Source organism: Micromonospora sp. RTGN7 (genome assembly GCF_033804645.1).
GTDB lineage: Bacteria > Actinomycetota > Actinomycetes > Mycobacteriales > Micromonosporaceae > Micromonospora.
Map to the genome: position 1 here is coordinate 387,041 of NZ_JAPZLF010000001.1, position 17,393 is coordinate 404,433.

At 72.8% G+C, this 17,393-nt stretch carries 13 protein-coding genes; 7 read left to right on the top strand and 6 right to left on the bottom strand.

Annotated features, from left to right (window positions below; translation table 11 throughout):
• Window positions 1–8 precede the first annotated feature (8 nt).
• Both SNR22_RS01675 and SNR22_RS01680 read right to left on the bottom strand, forming a co-directional pair.
• On the bottom strand, window positions 9–4,235 hold the full coding sequence (locus SNR22_RS01675; protein ID WP_320064495.1) for an amino acid adenylation domain-containing protein: 4,227 nt from the start codon (window positions 4,233–4,235) through the stop codon (window positions 9–11).
• The gene (locus SNR22_RS01680; RefSeq protein ID WP_320064497.1) at window positions 4,232–5,575 is read right to left on the bottom strand and encodes an MFS transporter; all 1,344 of its coding nucleotides are present in this window, start codon (window positions 5,573–5,575) and stop codon (window positions 4,232–4,234) included. The genes SNR22_RS01675 and SNR22_RS01680 overlap by 4 nt, the downstream gene beginning before the upstream one ends.
• A 754-nt stretch (window positions 5,576–6,329) precedes the next feature.
• Between SNR22_RS01680 and SNR22_RS01685 the strand changes: the two genes are divergently transcribed.
• Complete coding sequence (locus SNR22_RS01685; RefSeq protein WP_320064498.1) at window positions 6,330–7,859, top strand: serine hydrolase domain-containing protein; 1,530 nt, start codon at window positions 6,330–6,332, stop codon at window positions 7,857–7,859.
• On the opposite strand, the gene SNR22_RS01690 is transcribed toward SNR22_RS01685, so the two are convergent.
• Both SNR22_RS01690 and SNR22_RS01695 read right to left on the bottom strand, forming a co-directional pair.
• Entirely contained in the window at window positions 7,807–8,667 is an 861-nt protein-coding gene (locus tag SNR22_RS01690; protein ID WP_320064499.1) for a hypothetical protein, read from the bottom strand. The two genes, SNR22_RS01685 and SNR22_RS01690, sit on opposite strands and share 53 nt — an antisense overlap.
• Window positions 8,668–8,847: 180 nt before the next feature.
• Window positions 8,848–9,108, bottom strand: a complete 261-nt coding sequence (locus SNR22_RS01695) for a phosphopantetheine-binding protein (protein WP_320064500.1) — start codon at window positions 9,106–9,108, stop codon at window positions 8,848–8,850.
• Window positions 9,109–9,402: 294 nt separating this feature from the next.
• Between SNR22_RS01695 and SNR22_RS01700 the strand changes: the two genes are divergently transcribed.
• Entirely contained in the window at window positions 9,403–9,825 is a 423-nt protein-coding gene (locus tag SNR22_RS01700; RefSeq protein WP_320064501.1) for a cupin domain-containing protein, read from the top strand.
• On the top strand, window positions 9,822–10,364 hold the full coding sequence (locus tag SNR22_RS01705) for a hypothetical protein (protein WP_320064502.1): 543 nt from the start codon (window positions 9,822–9,824) through the stop codon (window positions 10,362–10,364). The genes SNR22_RS01700 and SNR22_RS01705 overlap by 4 nt, the downstream gene beginning before the upstream one ends.
• Here the strand turns inward: SNR22_RS01705 and SNR22_RS01710 are convergent.
• Complete coding sequence (locus SNR22_RS01710; RefSeq protein ID WP_320064503.1) at window positions 10,328–11,896, bottom strand: aldehyde dehydrogenase family protein; 1,569 nt, start codon at window positions 11,894–11,896, stop codon at window positions 10,328–10,330. The genes SNR22_RS01705 and SNR22_RS01710 overlap by 37 nt on opposite strands.
• A gap of 132 nt (window positions 11,897–12,028) precedes the next feature.
• Between SNR22_RS01710 and SNR22_RS01715 the strand changes: the two genes are divergently transcribed.
• The 4 genes from SNR22_RS01715 to SNR22_RS01730 are packed head-to-tail and all read left to right on the top strand — an operon-like array spanning window position 12,029 to window position 16,413.
• Window positions 12,029–12,880 (top strand): TauD/TfdA family dioxygenase, encoded by an 852-nt coding sequence (locus SNR22_RS01715; RefSeq protein ID WP_320064504.1) that lies wholly within the window; start codon window positions 12,029–12,031, stop codon window positions 12,878–12,880.
• A 47-nt stretch (window positions 12,881–12,927) separates the two neighbouring features.
• Window positions 12,928–14,499 carry a pyridoxal phosphate-dependent aminotransferase gene (locus SNR22_RS01720; protein ID WP_320064506.1) on the top strand — a complete coding sequence of 524 codons (1,572 nt, stop codon included), beginning with the start codon at window positions 12,928–12,930 and terminating at the stop codon, window positions 14,497–14,499.
• Between the two features lie 28 nt (window positions 14,500–14,527).
• A complete protein-coding gene (locus SNR22_RS01725) occupies window positions 14,528–15,331 on the top strand; it encodes a BtpA/SgcQ family protein (RefSeq protein WP_320064508.1) in 804 nt (267 codons plus the stop codon).
• A 20-nt stretch (window positions 15,332–15,351) separates the two neighbouring features.
• Window positions 15,352–16,413: an SIS domain-containing protein gene (locus SNR22_RS01730; protein WP_320064509.1), complete on the top strand. Its 1,062-nt coding sequence runs from the start codon at window positions 15,352–15,354 to the stop codon at window positions 16,411–16,413.
• Between the two features lie 23 nt (window positions 16,414–16,436).
• Here the strand turns inward: SNR22_RS01730 and SNR22_RS01735 are convergent, their stop codons facing one another.
• A complete protein-coding gene (locus SNR22_RS01735; protein ID WP_320064511.1) occupies window positions 16,437–17,390 on the bottom strand; it encodes an LLM class flavin-dependent oxidoreductase in 954 nt (317 codons plus the stop codon).
• Window positions 17,391–17,393 lie beyond the last annotated feature (3 nt).

Below are 17,393 nucleotides of genomic sequence, written 5' to 3' on the forward strand. Positions count from 1 at the left end.
CCAACCCCTCAGCAGTCCCCGGCGCCCGGCGGCGCCGCGAGCGCGCGCACCGACCCACACAGTCCGGCGAACGTCGGCGCCTGCACGAACTGCGGCAGGCGAAGCTGGACCCCTAGTCGGCGGCGCAGGTCCGCCAGCACACGTACCGCGCCGAGCGAGTCGCCACCGAGGCGGAAGAAGCTATCCGCCCGGTCGAAGCTGTCGTGGCCGAGCACCCGGGCCCAGGCGTCGCGCACGGCCGCCTCCAGCGGGTCGGCCGGCTGGGCGGTCGGGCCCTGCCCGGCCCGCACGTGGTCACGCACCAGCTGCCGCGCCCGGTGTCGGTCGGCCTTGCCGCTGGGCAGCAGCGGCAGCGCCGGCACCATGACGATCACGTGGGGCACCAGGTAGGCCGGCAGGATCCGGCGCAGCCGCTCGATCGCGTCGTCCGGGTCGAACCCGGCCGCGGGCGACCGCCGCGGCTCACCGACCAGCGGCCGGTCCGGATCCACCGTGGACCGCGCGGCGTCCCACTCCGCGTGCCGCCGGGCGGCCGTGGCGGACCGGTCGAGGTAGGCGCAGAGCAGGGTGGCGTCGCGCGGGTCGACGCGTACCACGGCGGCGCAGCCGTGGGCGCGGGCCAGCTCCACCAGCGCAGCCGGGGTCGCCGGGGTCGCCGGCTGCGCCGGGGCCGGAAGCCAGGCCGCATTCTGGGCGTTCGGTATCCCCCGGACCACCACCGGGTCACGGCCGTCGCCCACCAGGGCGCAGATCCCCTCGAACGCCTCCGGCGTCCGCCAGACGTGTTCGGCGGGGGCACGGTCGGGCGCGGTCGGCGCCCCATCCCTGGTCAGCACCGCGTCGAACCGGAACGCGGACATCTCGCTCCAGGCGGTGAGGTGCTTGGGCCGCAGGGAGACCCGCAGGTCGCCCCGGTCCCCGGCGAGCCGGTACAGGTACGCCGGGTCGACGAGCAGTTCCCGTTCGGCGTCGGCGAGCCGGTCGGCCGCCGCGACCAGCTGCGGCTCGTCCGCGTCGGGATGCCGCGCCTCGGCCGTCGCCCGGTAGTGCGCCCGCGCCAGCGGCCACGAACGGAGGTCGCCGAGGAAGAGCCGGCCGCCGGGCGACAGGCGGTCCAGGCACGCGCCCAGCACCTCGTCGAGGTACGCCCGGTTCGGGAAGTACTGGATCACCGAGTTGAGCACGATCAGGTCGAACCGATCCGGCAGCCCGTCCCACTCGTCGGCCGACCTCAGCAGCGCCGCGAACCCAGGGCCCAGCGTCTCCCGGTCCGCGTTCAGCGCGTCCACGGACCGCGCCGAGATGTCGGTGGCCAGCCAGGTCGTGGCCTTACGCGCCAGCGGCCGGGTCACGATCCCCGACCCCGCCCCGATCTCCAGCACGTGGGCGAACCCGAGGCGCGACAGCGCGTCGACCGTGTGGCCGGACCACTCCCGCATCACCGCGTCCGGGTAGTACTCGCCGGTCAGGCTGCTCGTCCAGCCGCTGAACTCCGACCGGTCCAGGTCGGTGTAGACCTCTTCCCACTGGGTGCGCCAGTCGTCGACGGCGGCGCTCGCCCCGTCCCGCTCGCTGGGCACCACCAGTGCCGCGAGGCTGCGGTTGTCGTCGACGTCGACCGCGACGACCGTGCAACCACTCACCCCCGGCAGCCGGTTGATCGCGCTCTCCACCTCGCCCGGCTCGATCCGGTAGCCGCGCAGCTTCAACTGGTCGTCCACCCGGCCACGTAGCTGGTACCGGCCGTCGCGGGTACGCCGGGCCCGGTCACCGGTGCGGTAGCCGCGCCCGATCCCGGCGATCGTCACGAACGCCTCGGCGGTCAGCTCGGGTCGGTTCAGGTAGCCGTGCGACAGGGCCGGGCCGCTGATCCACAGCTCGCCCCAGGTGCCGGCGGGGGCCGGGCGGCCCCACCGGTCCCGCACCAGGAACCGGTTGTTGCGCAGCGGCACGCCGACGGAGATCTCCCCCGAGGTCATCTCCCAGGCCGACGAGTAGACGGTGGCCTCGGTCGGGCCGTACCCGTTGAACGCCCGCCCGGCCAGGCCCAGCAGCGCGTCACGGACCTCCACGGTCAACGGTTCACCGCCGCAGATCGCCACCCGTACCCCGGTGCCGAGGTGCTCGGCGAGGATCCGCCACACGCTCGGCGTCGCCTGCACCACGGTCACGCCACGGTCCCGGACGAGTTCGGCGAGCCGGACCGGATCGGCCGCGGTCGCGTCGTCCGCGACCACGCACTCGACACCCGCGCTCAGCGGCAGCAAGAGTTCCACCAGCGAGATGTCGAAGGTGACCGTCGTCGACGCGACCATCCGGTCCCCGGCAGCCGGGCACACCAGCCGCTCCATCTCCGCGATCAGCCCGACCAGGCTGCCGTGCCCCACCAACACACCCTTCGGGTGGCCGGTGGAGCCGGAGGTGTACATGACGTACGCCGGCGACCCGGGGTCGGCCGGGAACTCCCCGACGGTGGGGCCGGTGTCGCCGTCCTCACCCAGCAGCACCGCGGTGCGCCGGCCCAGCTCGGGGACCGCCCGCTCGGCGACCAGCACCCCGATTCCCGCGTCATCGAGGATGAACAGGTTGCGCGGCAGCGGGTTGCGCGGGTCCAGCGGCACGTACACCCCGCCCGCCCCCCAGATGCCCAGCAGGGACACCAGCAGACCGACACCCCGGGGAAGGTACGAGCCGACCGGCACCCCCGGGGTGACGCCGGCGGCACGGAGCCGGGCGGCGAGCCGGAGACCGGCCCCCCACAGCTCGCGCCGGGTGAGCCGGGCCTCCCCACAGCTCACCGCGATCGCCTCGGGCTCGGCCCGGACCGCGTCGGCGATCAGGGCGAGCACCGACGGGGGCGTGGCCGCCGGCTGCCGCACCGAGTCGATGGCCTGCTCGGCGGTCCGCTCGGCCATCCGCTCCCCGGCGGGCAGGTCGATCTCGCCCACCCGGACGCCGGGGTCGGCGAGGCAGCGGCGCAGCACCTCGACGTACGAGCCGACGGCGTCGGCGATCGACCGGTCGTCGAAGAGGGCGGTGCGGTACTCGAACCGCACGTTCAGGCCCTCGCCCCGGGGCAGCAGGTCGACCAGCAGGTCGAACTTCGCGCCGGACGGGAACACCGGACGGTTGTGCACCCGGGCGGAGCCGAGCCGCAGGTGCAACTCCGGCACGTTCTGGTAGGTCATCATGACCTGGAACAGCGGATGCGTCCCGGAGGTCCGGTCCAGCTCCAGGGACCGGATGATGAGGTCCAGCGGCGCCTCGCGGTGCAGCAGCGCCTCGAACGCGCGGGCCTGGGTACGGTCGATCAGCTCGTCGAAGGACGGGTCGCCGCTGAGGTCGAGCCGGATCGGCAACGTGTTGACGAAGAAGCCCACAGCCCGTTCGGTCACCTCATCGCGGTCGTCGGCGACCGGCACGCCGATCACCAGGTCGTCGACGTTGCACCACCGGGCGAGGAAGACCCCGAGCACCGAGATCGCCACCACGAACGGGGTGGTACGACGGTCGGCGGCCAGCTTCCTGAGCGCCTGGGCCGTCGACCGGTCCAGCTCGTGGGTGTGGATGCCACCACGCCAGTCGAGCAGGTCGGGGCGGCGGGCCCGGTCGACCGGAAGGTCGAGCTCGGCGGGCGCACCCCGGAGCACCTCCCGCCAGTGGCCGACCGCCTCCTGCTGCGTCTGCTCGGTGCGCTCCCGGCGCTGCAGGGCGGCCAACTCGGCCAGCCCCGGAACCGGCGGCAGGTCCGGGCCGGCCCCCTCGGTGTCGGCCGGCCTCGCGTATAGAGCGGAGAGGTCCTCGGCCAGGTTGGCGGCCGACCAGCCGTCCACCACCGCGTGGTGCATGACCAAGGCGAGCAGCGCCTCCTGCTCCGGCAGCGTCCAGAGCGCCGCCCGGAACACCTCACCGCGTTGCAGGCTCAGCGGCCGGTCGAGGAACGCGGCCAACTCGGCCTCGGCCTGCTCGGCTCCCGACGCGGTCGACACCCGCAGGTTGCCGGCGGTCGCCTCGTTGACGCGCATCTGCACCTGGTCGCCGTCGTCGACGAACGCGCAGCGCAGCGCCTCGTGCCGGGCCACCAGCGCGTCGAGGGCCGCCTCGAGGGCCGGCACGTCCAGCTCGCCGTACACCTGCCAGACCAGCAGCACGGTGTAGGCCGCACCCCCCTCCTCGTGCCGATCTACCAGCCACAGTCGACGTTGCTCGGGGCTAGCCGGCACCAGCGGGCTCATCGCGTCGCTCCCTGGGGTTGAGCAGTCGGCACCGGTTCGTCGGCGACGCCGTCGGTGGCGGAGGGGACCGGCGCGGGGTGGCTGCCGGCGGGGGTGTACCGGTCGCGGGTGCGCTGCGCCCATCCGACGACGGGCCCGGTCGCGGCGGCGAGCGCCAGGAAGATGACGACCAGGACGAACCAGCCCGTGTCGGTCCAGACGCTCAGCAGGTATGTCACCAGGACCGGACCGCAGATCGACCGGATGGTCGACCCGAGGGAGTGGATGGCTCCGTACTCGCCCTGGGCGTCGCGGTGGGCCAACTCGAACCGGAGGGCCCAGTCTGCGGCTGCGGCGCGCAGCTCACCGGCGGTAAGCAGCAGGACGCCGGCGGCGAGGATCGCCCCGGCCAGCACGGCGGTGTCGGTCCAGGCGGTGACGGCGAAGATGGCACAGGCGAACGCGGCGGCCAGGCTGCCCTGGACGAGGGCCCGGCGCGCGTCGGGCACCGACTCGACGCCGCGCGCGGCCCGGACCTGGAACAGGACGATGAGCAGGGTGTTGGCGATGATCAGCCCGGCAAAGATCGTGGTCGGAATGTTGGTGTGGTGGGCGATCCACAGCGGCAGGCCGATCACCAGCACCGTGTCATAGATGGAGACGAGACCGGAGAGGAGGGACACCGCGAGGAACGGCGGATCCCGGAAGACCCCACGGGGGCCGCTGCGGGTGGTCCCCCGCCGGCCGGGCACCCGGGGATACTGGAGGCTGATCGCGCTGACCCCCAGGGTGAGCAGCGCGTAGCAGACCAGGAGCACGACGAACGCCGTCCGGGTGTTCACCGCGAGTGCGACGCCGGCCAGCGCGGTGCCCACCGAGAGGCCGATGTTGGCGACGCTGCGGCTCCGTGCGGCGGTGACCACCCGGCGCTTCTCGTCGACGAGCTGCGCCAGGAGCGCCTCCCGGCTGACGCTGGCCCCCCGTTCGGCGATGCCGAGGGTGCACATCAGGATCAGGAACGAGGCGACGCCGTTGATCAGCGGCAGGCAGGCGAGCAGGATCCCCTGCACCGCACCGGCTCCGATGGTCATCTCGCGGGGTCCGATCCGGTCGACCAGCCGGCCGACCGGCCCGGCCGCGAAGATCCAGACCGAGGCGGTGAGCGAGAAACCGAGCCCCACCTGTACCGCCGACACGTCGGCGAAGGTGGAGAAGTAGATGACGCTGACTGCGGTGTAGAGGCCGAACCCGACGCACCCGACGAGGGTGTTGACGAGCAGGATCGCCTCGACCTTCGGCAGTTCGCGGACACCGGACCACCAGCGCCTCGGCCAACCGGCAACGCCACTGAAGCCTGCCACCTGCCTGATCCGTCCCTTCCGCCTCGATGCTTCGCCGGGCCGTGCTGCGTCAGCCGAACCGAGCCGTGGCGCTGGCGCGTCACCGCCAAGGCCGGGCAGATCCGGCCCACCCTACGGCGGCTGGCCGGACCCCACCGGGTGAGCGGGGCCGACAAGCCCGGGTGATGGTTGATGGACGCCGGAACGGGTCTGTCGGGCGGAAGCCCGCCGACGACCTGGCCGGGCAATGATCACGGTCCGGGTCGTGGCATCCGGTCGGACCGGGTCGCAGCGGTGCGCTCACTGACTGTCACGTCGCTACGTCCCCTGTGGTCACTGCCCTCAGCCACAATCAGCACATGTAACACAGTTGATCCCCGATGCGGCACCGACGCTAGCAGGAGTGGATCGGGTGATCAATAGCGTCCAGGGGTGCTCCGTCGGAGCCCGCCCGAGCCCGCCGCCGATCCCCTCTGACCTGCGCAATCGTCGCGACGATCGGGTGGCCGGAGACCGGCGGCGCCCGACCGGACCAACCCCGTCGTGACCGAGGGTGGCCGCCCGGGTGACCACCGTCGCGGCCGGCGGCATCCGCGCGGCCGGCGCATCCCGTTCCGGCCGATCGGCCACGTCGCCACCACGGTCAGGACGGGGTGTCCCCTGCCGACTACGATGACCGCCACGACCGGCCGGGCGGGTCCGCCGCCCCACGGGCCGGCCAGCGACCGGACGCCGTCGTGGCCTCAGGAATCCTGCGCCTGAGGTGCGCCGGCCGTTGTTCGAGAGGACCATGATGCTGGAGAGCGAGCCGGACGAACGCGTCGACCACGAGTCGCCACGCCGACCCCTCCCGGCGGAGTCGCGATCGGTCGACCGCGACGAGCCGCTCCTGGCCGACATGCTCGCTCTATGGCGGGAGTTGCTCGACCAGCCCGAACTGTCGGCGGACGCCGACTTCTTCGCCTCCGGCGGCCGGTCGCTGCTGGCGATCCAGCTTCTCCAACGGGTACGCCGGACGCTCGGCCTGCCGATCCCCCTCGACACGCTCATCTCGGCATCCACCCCGCGCCGGTTCGCCGAACGGCTGGCCGTCCTACGCGCCGAGCACCACCGGGACGAGCCGGCGGCCGACCGGCGGGCAGCCCGTTCGGCCGCCGGTGAGCTGGACCGGGCGCTCGCCGAGGCGCTCGGGGAGGTCCGGCACCTCGGCGTCCAGCTCTACGTCTCGATCGCCGGCGAGCCGGTGCACGACCTGGTCGCCGGGCACCGCGAGGACAGCACGCCGCTGGAGCCCGACGACCTCCTACCCTGGTTCAGCGGCGGCAAGCCGCTGGTCGCGGCGTCCCTGGCCGAGCTGTGGCGCCGCGGGTCACTCGACCCGAACGAGCCGGTGGCGACCTACCTGCCGGCGTTCGGCGTCGGCGGCAAGAACGCGATCACCCTCCGCCACCTGCTCACCCACTCCTCCGGACGGCTACTCACCGACGATCCGGCCGACGCCGACCCCTACTCGGTGGGCTATGAGCGGGCGGTTCGGGGAGCTCTCGGGGCCCGGCTACACCCGGACGACGTGCCCGGCCGGCAGCCGTCGTACTCCTCCTCGGCCATCGGCTGGCTGACGCTCTCGGAGGTGATACGGCAGGTGGACGGTCGGGAATTCGACCGGTTCGTGACCGACGAGATCGCCGGCCCGCTCGGCGCGACGTACCACTACGGCTTCTCCGCAGACGAGCTACGGGCGCTCGGCGGCCGGGTGGGCGCCTACCACCAGCACCGGGCGGCGCAGTTCAGCAGCCCGCAGGAGGCGCAGACCGGTGCCGCCAGCCGGCGCTTGCTGGCCAGCGGCGTGGTCCACAAAATTAGGCACCCCGGTGAGGGGCTGTGGGCCAGCGCCCGCAGCATGGCCCGCTTCTACGAGCTGCTCTGCCGCCTCGCGGTCGGCGACGCGCGGAACGCCGGGCCCGAAGGCCCGCTGGACACGCCTACCGTCCAGCAGATGATCCGACCGCAGCGACTGAGCTTCTTCGACGAGGCCCCCCTCATCGACTTCGGGTTGGGCCTGACCCTGGAGAGCAGACGGCACGGGGAGGAGTACGCCTACTACGGGTCACACACCAGTCCCCGCACCTTCGGCCACCAGGGCCACGGGTCGTCACCGATGGCGTACGTCGACCCGGAACACGATCTGGTGGTGGCCTTCAACGGCAACGGTCTGCCCGGCTTCGCGGCGGGCAAGTCCATCTGGCACCGGATCAGTGACGCGCTCTACCGGGACCTGGGGCTGGCGTCGCCGACCGCCCGGTGATGAACTCCGCCACCAGCCGACCGACTCCGGCGTCCGCGAGCAGGTCGGCGCGGGAGATGTCGAACCGGACCCGGCGGTCGCCGACGATCGGCACGGCGTCCTCGGGGTGCACGGCGGAGAGGACGGTCAGCACCGGCAGTGCGGCCGACTGCCCGGTGAGCGATGCCGGCAGCTCGGCGACGGCGGCCACCACCAGGTACGACAGGTAGCGCTGGAACCTGACGACGAGGTCCTCGACGAGTTCGTCGTCCAGCTCCAGTTCCCGGCCGACCTGGCCGGCAACGCGGGCGTAGCTGTCGCCCAGCCGCCGGGCCAGGTCCACCATCCCGGTACGCCCCGGTCCCGGACCGGATACCTCGTCGCCGGTGTCCGGCGGTTGGTCGAGCACCGCCCCCAGCGATTCGATCGAATTGCGGTACGCGTCCAGGAGCAGTTCGTGGGTCGCCACCGCGGGATCGACCAGCACCAGGCCGACCCGGTGTCGGTGGGCGGTGAGGTCCTGCGCCAGGCGGGCGGCCACGGCCGCGCCGGAGCAGTACCCGATCACCGCCGAGACTCGCGCCCCGGTGGCGAGGACCGCGTCCCGCCAGGCGTCGATCTGCCGGGCTGCGTCCGCCGGGTCGTCGACGACCCGGTCCGGCGGCCGGGTGGCCAGCACGGTGCGGTCGGCCGGCAGCCGGGCGGCCAGCTCCACGAACCCGGCCTCCGGCCTGGCCCCACCGAAGTCGACGGTGAGCACGAGGTCCGGCCCGCCCGCGCCGTCCCGCAGCGGAGTCCACATCGCCGGGTCCAAGACGCCGCCACCCATGTCACATACCCCTCGTGACTAGTTCGTTCGCAATTGGCTCGGACAGTACCGGATCATCCGCGTCCCGCGTGACAGCGAGAATGCGGATTTTGTTTTGCTTCAATGCCGGACAATTCGGCAGGAAGGCTCGTGCTTTTCGACCCGAACTCATTGGTGACTCATCTAGCGCTGATCAGCAACTCAACGTGCCGACTCTCGCGGAAGTTGACGGAGGGCGTCGGCGACGGTACGCGCGGTGCGGAAAGTTTCCGCGTGGATCGCCTCCTCCGGAAGCTCCACACCGAGCCGCTCCTCCAGCTCCACCATGAAGTCGACCGTTCTGAGCGAGGTCAGGCCGAGGGCGGCCAGATCTGCGTCCGGATCCTCCCGCAGCACGGCGCCGGCCTTCGGGGACAGGTGGCGGTGGGCGATCTCAACGACAGAACGCAGGACGTCATCCATACCGGGAACTCGCTCTTCTGAGTAGGGGTTGCGGCTTCGCGGCCGATACGGGTCGCACGTTACGCGATTGGTCGGCGCACACGTCGACGAATCCGACCGACCCCGTCGCAGACAGTTCTCACGGTTGCGGCGAACCAATCCGAGCCCTACATTGTGTCCGGCGTCTGCCTTTGATACACATCAGAAGCAGAGCCATGACCTATTTCAGGGACGAAACCGTCGGATGCGGCGTACGGCAGCCAGCGTCGCCGGCCGCGGCACGACCGACGGGACGTCCAACCGTGGGGAGACACCATGCCGGATCAGCGTTTCGAGATGTCCGAGCATGTGCAGAACGTGCTCACCGGCCCCGAGGTCAAGCTCTTCACCGAGGACGGCTCGGTGGTGCCCGGCATCGCCGGCGTCGCCGGCGTGTCAGACATGATCGACGCCGGCCTGGAGATCGGTGCCGACCGGCTCATCATGCAGCCGGGGTCCGCCTTCGAGCTGCACACCCACCCCGGCGCCCACATCCTGTACGTGCTGCGCAACCGGGGCTTCATCCACGTCGACGGCGTCGACTACGAGATGACCGAGGGCGACACGGTGTACGTGCCGGCCAACTTCGCCCACGGCGTCAAGACCAACCCCGAAGTGGACGACGTGCTCGAGATCCTGGCCTTCGGCGTACCGCACATGCCGATCGAGTCGACCAAGCGCATGACGTTGGTGAAGTGACCGACCCGGCATCGGGGCAGGCGGCGCTTCCCGACGGCTGGGCGGTCGCCGACGATCCGGTCGAGGTGCACGACCTGCTCTGCGCCTCGGACGCCCACCAGGCGGCGGCGACCGGATCACCGGCGCCGGCTCGGCGGTTGGCGACCACGAGGCAACGGGTCGAGGCCGGCGCGGTGCACCTGCTGCGGGTCGGCGGTCGCGCGGTCGGGATGTTCACCCTGACCGCCGAGGCCCCCTACGACGCCTCAACGGTGCCGTTCCCGGCCGCCCGGCAGCCCCACTATCTGAGCCGGCTGTCGGTGCATCCGGACGAACTGGCCGCCGGTTCCCTGATCGGGGTCCGGTGCCTACGCCGGGCGGTCCAGGTCGCGGCGGCCTCCGGAGCCGACAGCCTGCGCTCGGAGGCGAACCCCGACCTCGCCCCGACCTGGTCGCTGCTGACCGGCCTCGGCTTCGTGCCGTGCGGGCCGACGCACTCCGACCCGTCCGGACGGTCCTGGGCCTATCTCCACAAACCGCTGCCCGGGCCCACGGGCTGACCGCCGTGGCCCGGCCCCGTCGACCGGCGGCCCCGGCCCGGCCAGGCCAGCCCGTCGCCCCGCACGGACGGGAGCCCGGCGCGGCCCGGCGGCCCCCCGGCCGCGCCGCCGCGGAGGCCGGGCCGCGCCCCGGGGCAGGAGAGTCGGACGGTGACGGTCTTGGGGCGCTGGTACTCGGCCAGCGCCAGGACGCTGAGGTCGGTACCGTGACCGGAGCCGCGCCGACCGCCGTGCGGCAGCTCGGCGGTCTGGTCGAGATGGCAGTTGACCCACACCTCCCCGGCGTCCAGCTCGCCGCTGAGGCGCAGCAGCAGGCCGGCGTCGGAGCCCCAGACGCTGGCGGCCAACGCCTGGGGCACGGAGTTGGCGAGGGCGACCGCGTGCGCCGGGTCGTCGGCGGCCTGGACCGTCAGCACCGGGCCGAACACCTCGCCGAGAACCGCCGGGTCGTCGTCGGGCAGGTCGGCCAGGATCATGCCGGCCCGCCAGTATCCGTGGGTCTCCTCCGCGGTCACGCTCAGCTCGGCGGCGTGCCTGGTCCGCGCGGCGCTCTCGGCGATGATCCGGTCGAACCGGGCCGCCTGGTCGGGGTTGTTCAACGGGCCGAAGTCGACGCCGGCGCGGCGCTGCCGCATCGCGTCGGCCAACCGCTCGACGGTCTCCCGGTGGTTGTCCCGCAGCGTGATGACCCGGGCCGGGGCGGCGCAGCTCTGCCCGGCGTTGTAGACGCAGGCGTCCACGAGGCCCTGATAGGTGTGGGCCGGCGCGTCGGGCAACACCAGAGCGGGGGCGTTGCCGCCCAGTTCCAGGCTCACCCGGCGCACGCCGGCCCGGGCCACCACGTCGGCGCCCCCCGCGTTGCTGCCGGTGAAGGCGATCGCGTCCACGTCATTCTCGACGAGGAGCTGGCCGGTACGCCGGTCGCCGGGCAGCACGCCGAGCACGCCCGGCCCGAGCAGGTCGTCGGCGTGCCGGGCGAGCAGCACCGCGCTGTCCGGAGTGGTCAGTGCCGGCTTGAGTACCACCGTGTTGCCGGCGGCGAGGGCGGGACCGAGCCGCCACGCCGCCATCAGCAGCGGGTAGTTCCACGGCACGATGACGCCGACGACCCCGAGCGGCTCCCACCGTACCCAGCTCTCCCGATCGGGGATCCGGCGCCCGCTCGCGGGGCTGAGGTCGGACCGCGCCGCACCGGCGTAGAACCGCAGGACGTCCGCGCACTGTTCCAGCTCACCGCTGATCTCGCTGGCCGGTTTGCCGGTGCCGGCCCGCTCCGCCCGGAGGAAGTCCTCCGCCCGCTCCTCGATCCGGTCGGCCAGCCGCAGCAGCCGGCGGGACCGGTCCCGGGCGGTGAGTCGCCACCACGCCGGCTGCGCCCGGCGGGCCGCCGTCACGACCGCGGCGACCTCGGCCTCCCGGCCGGGCCGACCACGGGACCGTTCGCTGCCGGTACGCGGGTCGGTGATCGGTGACATTGACGGAGAGTCATCGGTGGATGCGCCGTCGGTGCGGGGTGGGAGCAGATCGACCATGTTGATCGAGTCTAGTGGAGAGCGCCGAGGTATGGCATTGTCTCACTGCGCACGGCGGGCTCACCGGAATCCGACCTGCCGAAAGTCGGCAGCCCAAGCCCCGGCGCTGCCCGGGTCGAGCACGGGAGTGACATGACCGACGGAACATTCCTCGAAGGACACTCGACACACCAGTACCTCACGTTGCGTGAGGGCCTGTTGGGTGGGCGCGAGCTTCCGGGGCCCGATGTGACCGCCCTCACGGCCGAATCCCAGCAATTTCCCGAGGCGGCGGCGGATGCGCTCACCGCACAGTTGGAGACCCACGGTCTCGGCCTCGTCCAGCTCGACGATTCCCTCTCCGACGACCGCTTCCTCGCCCTCGGCCGCCTGCTCGGCACCGCGATGCCCGAGACCGATCCGGCCGTCCAGCCGTACGTCGAGCAGCGGGTGATCCTCAACCTGCGCAGCGAGCACAACCGGACCGGCGATGTCGCCCTGCAGCCGTTCGCCACGAACTACCTGTCCCTGCACACCGAGGGCAGCGGCCGGCCGCCGGGCGATCAGCCTCGGTACATCGTGCTGCTGTGCCACGATCCGGGTGACGCGACGTCGGCGCGAACCGTCCTGGTGCCCATGCGGGCCGTCGCAGCGGCCATGGACCCGGCCAGCCTCGCCACGCTCAGCCAGGTGCGGTACCGGCACGACGCCCGCCTGTCGCCCATCGTCCGGTACGAGGACGGGCGATGCGTGTTCACCTTCCGGGACTTCCTCGCCCAGCCGCTGGAGTGGACCAGCCACGGTGACGCCGACGCGGACACCGTCAACGACGCCATCGCCGACCTGCTCCGCGCGATGTACTCGGCGGAGTCGGCCTCCAGCGTGCACTGGCGGGCCGGTCTCCTCGTCGTCATCGACAACAGGTTCTTCTTCCACGGCCGCACCGCCGGGCCGGCCGTCGCCTCTCCGCACCGGCGGCATCTGCGACGCCTGCGTGTCGTGTGACCCGCCCGCCACGGCAACGCCCCGTCCCGCCCCGATCGGAGAAGAAGATGCAACTGTTCGCCCCGGTGCCCCGGCAGCGGTCCGCCGTGGTCCCGGACGAGGCACACGCCGCGGCCCAACGGGCCCGGGCCAGTGCCCCGTCCGACAGTCGACTCCTGCCGGTCGTCGACAGCCGGGTGCTGGACGTGTTCGCCCGGGCCAAGGACCCGGGCGACCCGATGGAGCTGCGCGACCTGTGGCTCGGCCGGGTGGAACACGAACTCGGTGCGGCCAGCCACCGGCCCGGACTCGCCGACCGGTGGCGGTCGACGGCCCCCCGGCAATCCCTGACGCCCGACGAGGTGCTCGGGTCGCGGGCCACCGTGCGGTTCGTCAAGGAGCTGTTCAACTCGTACTTCCGCGACGACCTCTACGGTGACCTGGCGACACCCGACACCGTCCTGCTCTCCAGCGGATCCGTCGATGAGCAGGAGTGGGGCCTGCCCGAGTCCCTGAAGGACTGCCTCCGCTTCGCGCTCGACCAGGACTGGTACGGCTACTCCGACTCCCGTGGGCGGGTCCCGGCCCGCGAGGCGGTCGCCGCGTACGAGAACGAGCGCATCGAGGGCGCCCCCTACACCGTCGACGAGATCGCGCTGACCATGGGCGGCACCTTCGCGGTCAGCTCGTTGGCCGACTTCATCCTGCACGGCCGGGGCGAGACCGACCACCCGGTGCTCTGTGGCATCCCCAACTACCCGCCGCTGGTCGAGTCCGTCGCCCGTCGCCGCCCGGTGCGGCTCGTGCCGCTCCCGTCCGCCGACGGACAGATGTCGCTGGAGCCGCTGATCGCCGCGGTCACCCCGGCCACCCCGCTGATCCTCCTCCAGACGGTCGGCAACCCCACCGGGGCCGCCGTCTGCGAGGAGGAGCTGGGTCGACTGATCGCCGCGGCCGGGCCGGGCACGATGATCCTGCTCGACGAGTGCCACGAGTGGCTGGGCGCCCCCCGCCGGGCCGGGGCGTTGCGAGCCGCGCCGAACGTCATCCGGGTGTCGAGCCTGTCGAAGGCCTGGTCGGCGCCCGGGCTGAAGGTCGGTTGGATCACCGCGGACGCCGGGTTCATCGCCGACTACTACGAGTACGCCTCGACCACGTTCGGCGGCCCGCCGTCGTTCCTGTACACCCTGGTCGAGGTGCTGGCCCGGATGGAACGCTGGCTGATCTGCGGCCGGGAGGAGGTCGGTCCGGCCGAGCTTGCCGAGTTCGAGGCGACGTACCCGATGGACGCCGCCCTGCTCAACGCCACCTACGTCGCGTACCGCAACGACCGGATCAACCGGGAGCACGGGCTGCTGACCCTGCGCGACGGCGCCACGGCGGTGTTCAACGAGGCCCGGGCGATAGTCCACCCGGCCCCCTACTCGATCAACCTCGCCATCGAGTTCCCCGGCTGGGACGACTCGTACCGCTGCTTCCGTGACCTGCTGCGCGAGACCGGGGTGTCGGTCTTCCCGGGTATCCTCACGTTCTGTCTCTCCGGCGGTGTCGGCCGGGTGACCACGGCCCGCAGCTGGTCTGATCTGTCCGAAGCCGCCGAGCGCGTCGGTCGGCGGCTGGCCGACGGCCCGGCGAGCTGACCGCGACAGCGAGGAAAGGGGCCACACTGTGCCGTACTCGATCACCGAGGGCCAGAAACTCGTCCTCGGCATGATCCACCTGTCGCCGCTGCCGGGCACCCCGTTCTTCACCGAGGGCTCGTTCGCGGCGACACTGGACACTGCCGTGCGCTCGGCCCGGGCGCTGGACGCGGGCGGCGCGGACGGCTGTCTCGTGCAGACCGTCGACCGGGTCTACAGCGTCGAGGACTCCGCCGATCCAGCCCGGACGGTCGCGATGGGGCTGGTGGTGAACGCGGTGCGGCAGGCCGTCCGCCCCGATTTCCAGATCGGGGTGCAGCTCATGCGCAACGCGCTCAAGGCGTCCCTCGCGGTGGCGAAGGTCGCCGGCGGCTCCTTCATCCGGGCCAACGCCCTGGTGGGCATGACGCTGACCGCGCACGGGATGGTGCGCCCCGACCCGCACGACGTGATGGCGTACCGGCGCGGCCTCGACGCCTGGGACATCGGCGTCATCGCCGACATCGACACCATGCACTACTCCTGGTTCGGCGGGGAGAAGTCGACCGGGGAGGTCGCCCGCGCCGCCCGGGGCGCCGGTGCGGACGCGGTCTCCGTCTGCCATCCCGACGACGACCGGACGCTGGAGCTCATCGGTCAGGTACGCCGGTCCGCCCCGGGCCTGCCGGTGATCCTCGGCGGCCACACGAACCACGACAACGCCGCGCGGCTGCTCGCCGCCGCCGACGGCGCGTTCGTGGGCACCTGCCTGGAACGCGACGGCTGGGGTGGTGAGATCGACGTCGAGCGGGTACGGGAGTACGTCGCCGCCGTCCGGTCCGTGCGGTCCTGACCCCCGACGAGGAGGAGCCCGTGGAACCGATCCCGCCCGACGTGATGGTGCGCCAGGTCGAGAGCCTCAGCGGCGACCTGCGCAGGCTGACCGCTGACACGGACGAGCGGATCCGGGAGCTGCTCGCGGCACGCCGGGGCCGGACGGTCCGGGAGGTCATCCTGGTGGGCAGCGGGGACTCCCACCACGCGGGCCAGGCCGCCGAGCTGGCGTTCCGCACCCTCGGTGGGGTGCGCTGCACCCCGCTGAGCACGCTGCGCTTCCTGGCCTACGGGGGCACCACACCGGCCGGGGACGATCCGGGGCAGACCCTGGTGGTCGGCGTCTCGGCCTCCGGCAACACGCCCCTGGTGGTCCGGTCCCTCGAGCAGGCCCGGCAGCGGGGCGCGGCCACCCTGGCCGTCACCGGCACCCAGGGAAGCCGGGTCACCACCGCCGCCGAGCAGGCGGTCGTGGTCGACGTGGCCGACCGGGAACGCTCCCCCGGCATCCGCACCTACCAGGCCAACCTGCTGGCGCTGCTGCTGCTCGCCGTCCGGCTGGGCGGGTCTCCCGAGGGTGACGGCCACGTCGACGAGATCGCCTCGCTCGGTGTGCTCATCGACGAGACGTTGTCGGCCAGCCGGGCGGAGTGCCGCCGGGTCGCCGGGTGGTGCGCCACCGCCGAGGGCACCATGCTGCTCGGCAGCGGCCCCAGCTACGGCACCGCGCTCTACGCCGCAGCCAAGCTCGTCGAGGCGGCCGGGATCGGCGCCGCCGGTCAGGACGTCGAGGAGTGGTGCCACGTCGAACGGTTCGCCTATCCGGTCGACGCCCCGCTGTTCGTGGTGGCGCCGCCGGGGCGCGGCCACGACCGCGCCGCCGAGGTGGCGCAACGGGCGCACAAGCTGGGCCGCCGGGTCGTCGCGGTGGCCCGACCCGACGACGAGGCGATCACCGCGCACGCCGCGGCGGTGCTGCCCGTGCCCGGGGACGTCCGGGAGGAGTTCTCCCCGCTGGTCTACCACGGCTTCGCCAGCTACCTGGCCGCCGCGACGGCGGAGGCGTTGGGCCGCGCCCTCTTCCAGAGCGACCGCCGCTGACCCGTGCCCACCGGACGGGCCGGCTACCCCTGGCGCAGCACCGGCGCCACCCGCTCGGCGAAGAGCTCGACGGAGCGCCAGTCGACCGGCGGGCGGGCCCCCAGCACGAAGTCGCGGACCCCCAGCTCCAGATACGGCCGCAGGTCGCGGACGCAGTCCTCCGGCGTGCCCACGGTGAGGTACTCGCGCAGGACGGGCGAGTCCGCACCCAGCCGCTGGGCGGTCGCCGCGAACCGCTCCCGTGCCTGCGCCGGGTCGTCGGCCAACGCGACCCGGAAGGTGACCGACTTGCGCACCGTCGCCGGGTCCCGGCCGACCGCCGCGCAGTGCCGGCCCAGCACGTCGAGCTTGTGCGCGTAGCCGGCCGGGTCACCGGCGAGGGTGTTCCAGATGTCCGCGTGCTCCGCCACGATCCGCAGCATCCGCCGCTCGCCCTCGCCGCCGACGATGAGCGGGATGCGGGCCTGGAGCGGCTTGGGTTCCAGGTGGGCCTCGGTCAGCCGGACCTGCCGGCCGGTGAACGTGGTCGAGGGCTGCTCCCAGAGCCCGCGCAGCACCCGGCACGCGTCGTCGAGCAGGTCCAGGCGGGCGCCGGCGGACGGGAACGGGATGCCGTACTGCTCGTACGCCAGGTCGGCGCCGGCGGCACCGACGCCGAACTCCAACCGCCCGCCGGAGATGTGGTCGATCGTGGCGGCGATGTTCGCCGCGATGGCCGGGTGCCGCCAGGTCACCGCGGAGACCAGCATCGCGCAGCGGATCCGGGTGGTTCGGGCCGCGAGCGCGGCCAGCAGGCTCAGCCCGTCGAAGCACGGCCCGGCCGGGCCCCCCAGCGGCGGCCGGTAGTGGTCGAAGAGCGAGGCCCAGTCGTAACCGAGCGACTCCGCGCGCTGCCAGAGGTCGAGCAGTTCGGCGAAGGAGTGGTACTGCTGTCCCGAGTGGACGCCGAACCGGACCGCGTCACCGTGCACCTGCATGCG

Coding starts and splice junctions, on each gene's coding strand:
- SNR22_RS01715 (WP_320064504.1), top strand. CDS start 12,029: ATGACCGACGGAACATTCCTCGAAGGACACTCGACACACCAGTACCTC.
- SNR22_RS01690 (WP_320064499.1), bottom strand. CDS start 8,667: ATGGGTGGCGGCGTCTTGGACCCGGCGATGTGGACTCCGCTGCGGGAC.
- SNR22_RS01720 (WP_320064506.1), top strand. CDS start 12,928: ATGCAACTGTTCGCCCCGGTGCCCCGGCAGCGGTCCGCCGTGGTCCCG.
- SNR22_RS01710 (WP_320064503.1), bottom strand. CDS start 11,896: ATGGTCGATCTGCTCCCACCCCGCACCGACGGCGCATCCACCGATGAC.
- SNR22_RS01675 (WP_320064495.1), bottom strand. CDS start 4,235: ATGAGCCCGCTGGTGCCGGCTAGCCCCGAGCAACGTCGACTGTGGCTG.
- SNR22_RS01735 (WP_320064511.1), bottom strand. CDS start 17,390: ATGCAGGTGCACGGTGACGCGGTCCGGTTCGGCGTCCACTCGGGACAG.
- SNR22_RS01695 (WP_320064500.1), bottom strand. CDS start 9,108: ATGGATGACGTCCTGCGTTCTGTCGTTGAGATCGCCCACCGCCACCTG.
- SNR22_RS01700 (WP_320064501.1), top strand. CDS start 9,403: ATGCCGGATCAGCGTTTCGAGATGTCCGAGCATGTGCAGAACGTGCTC.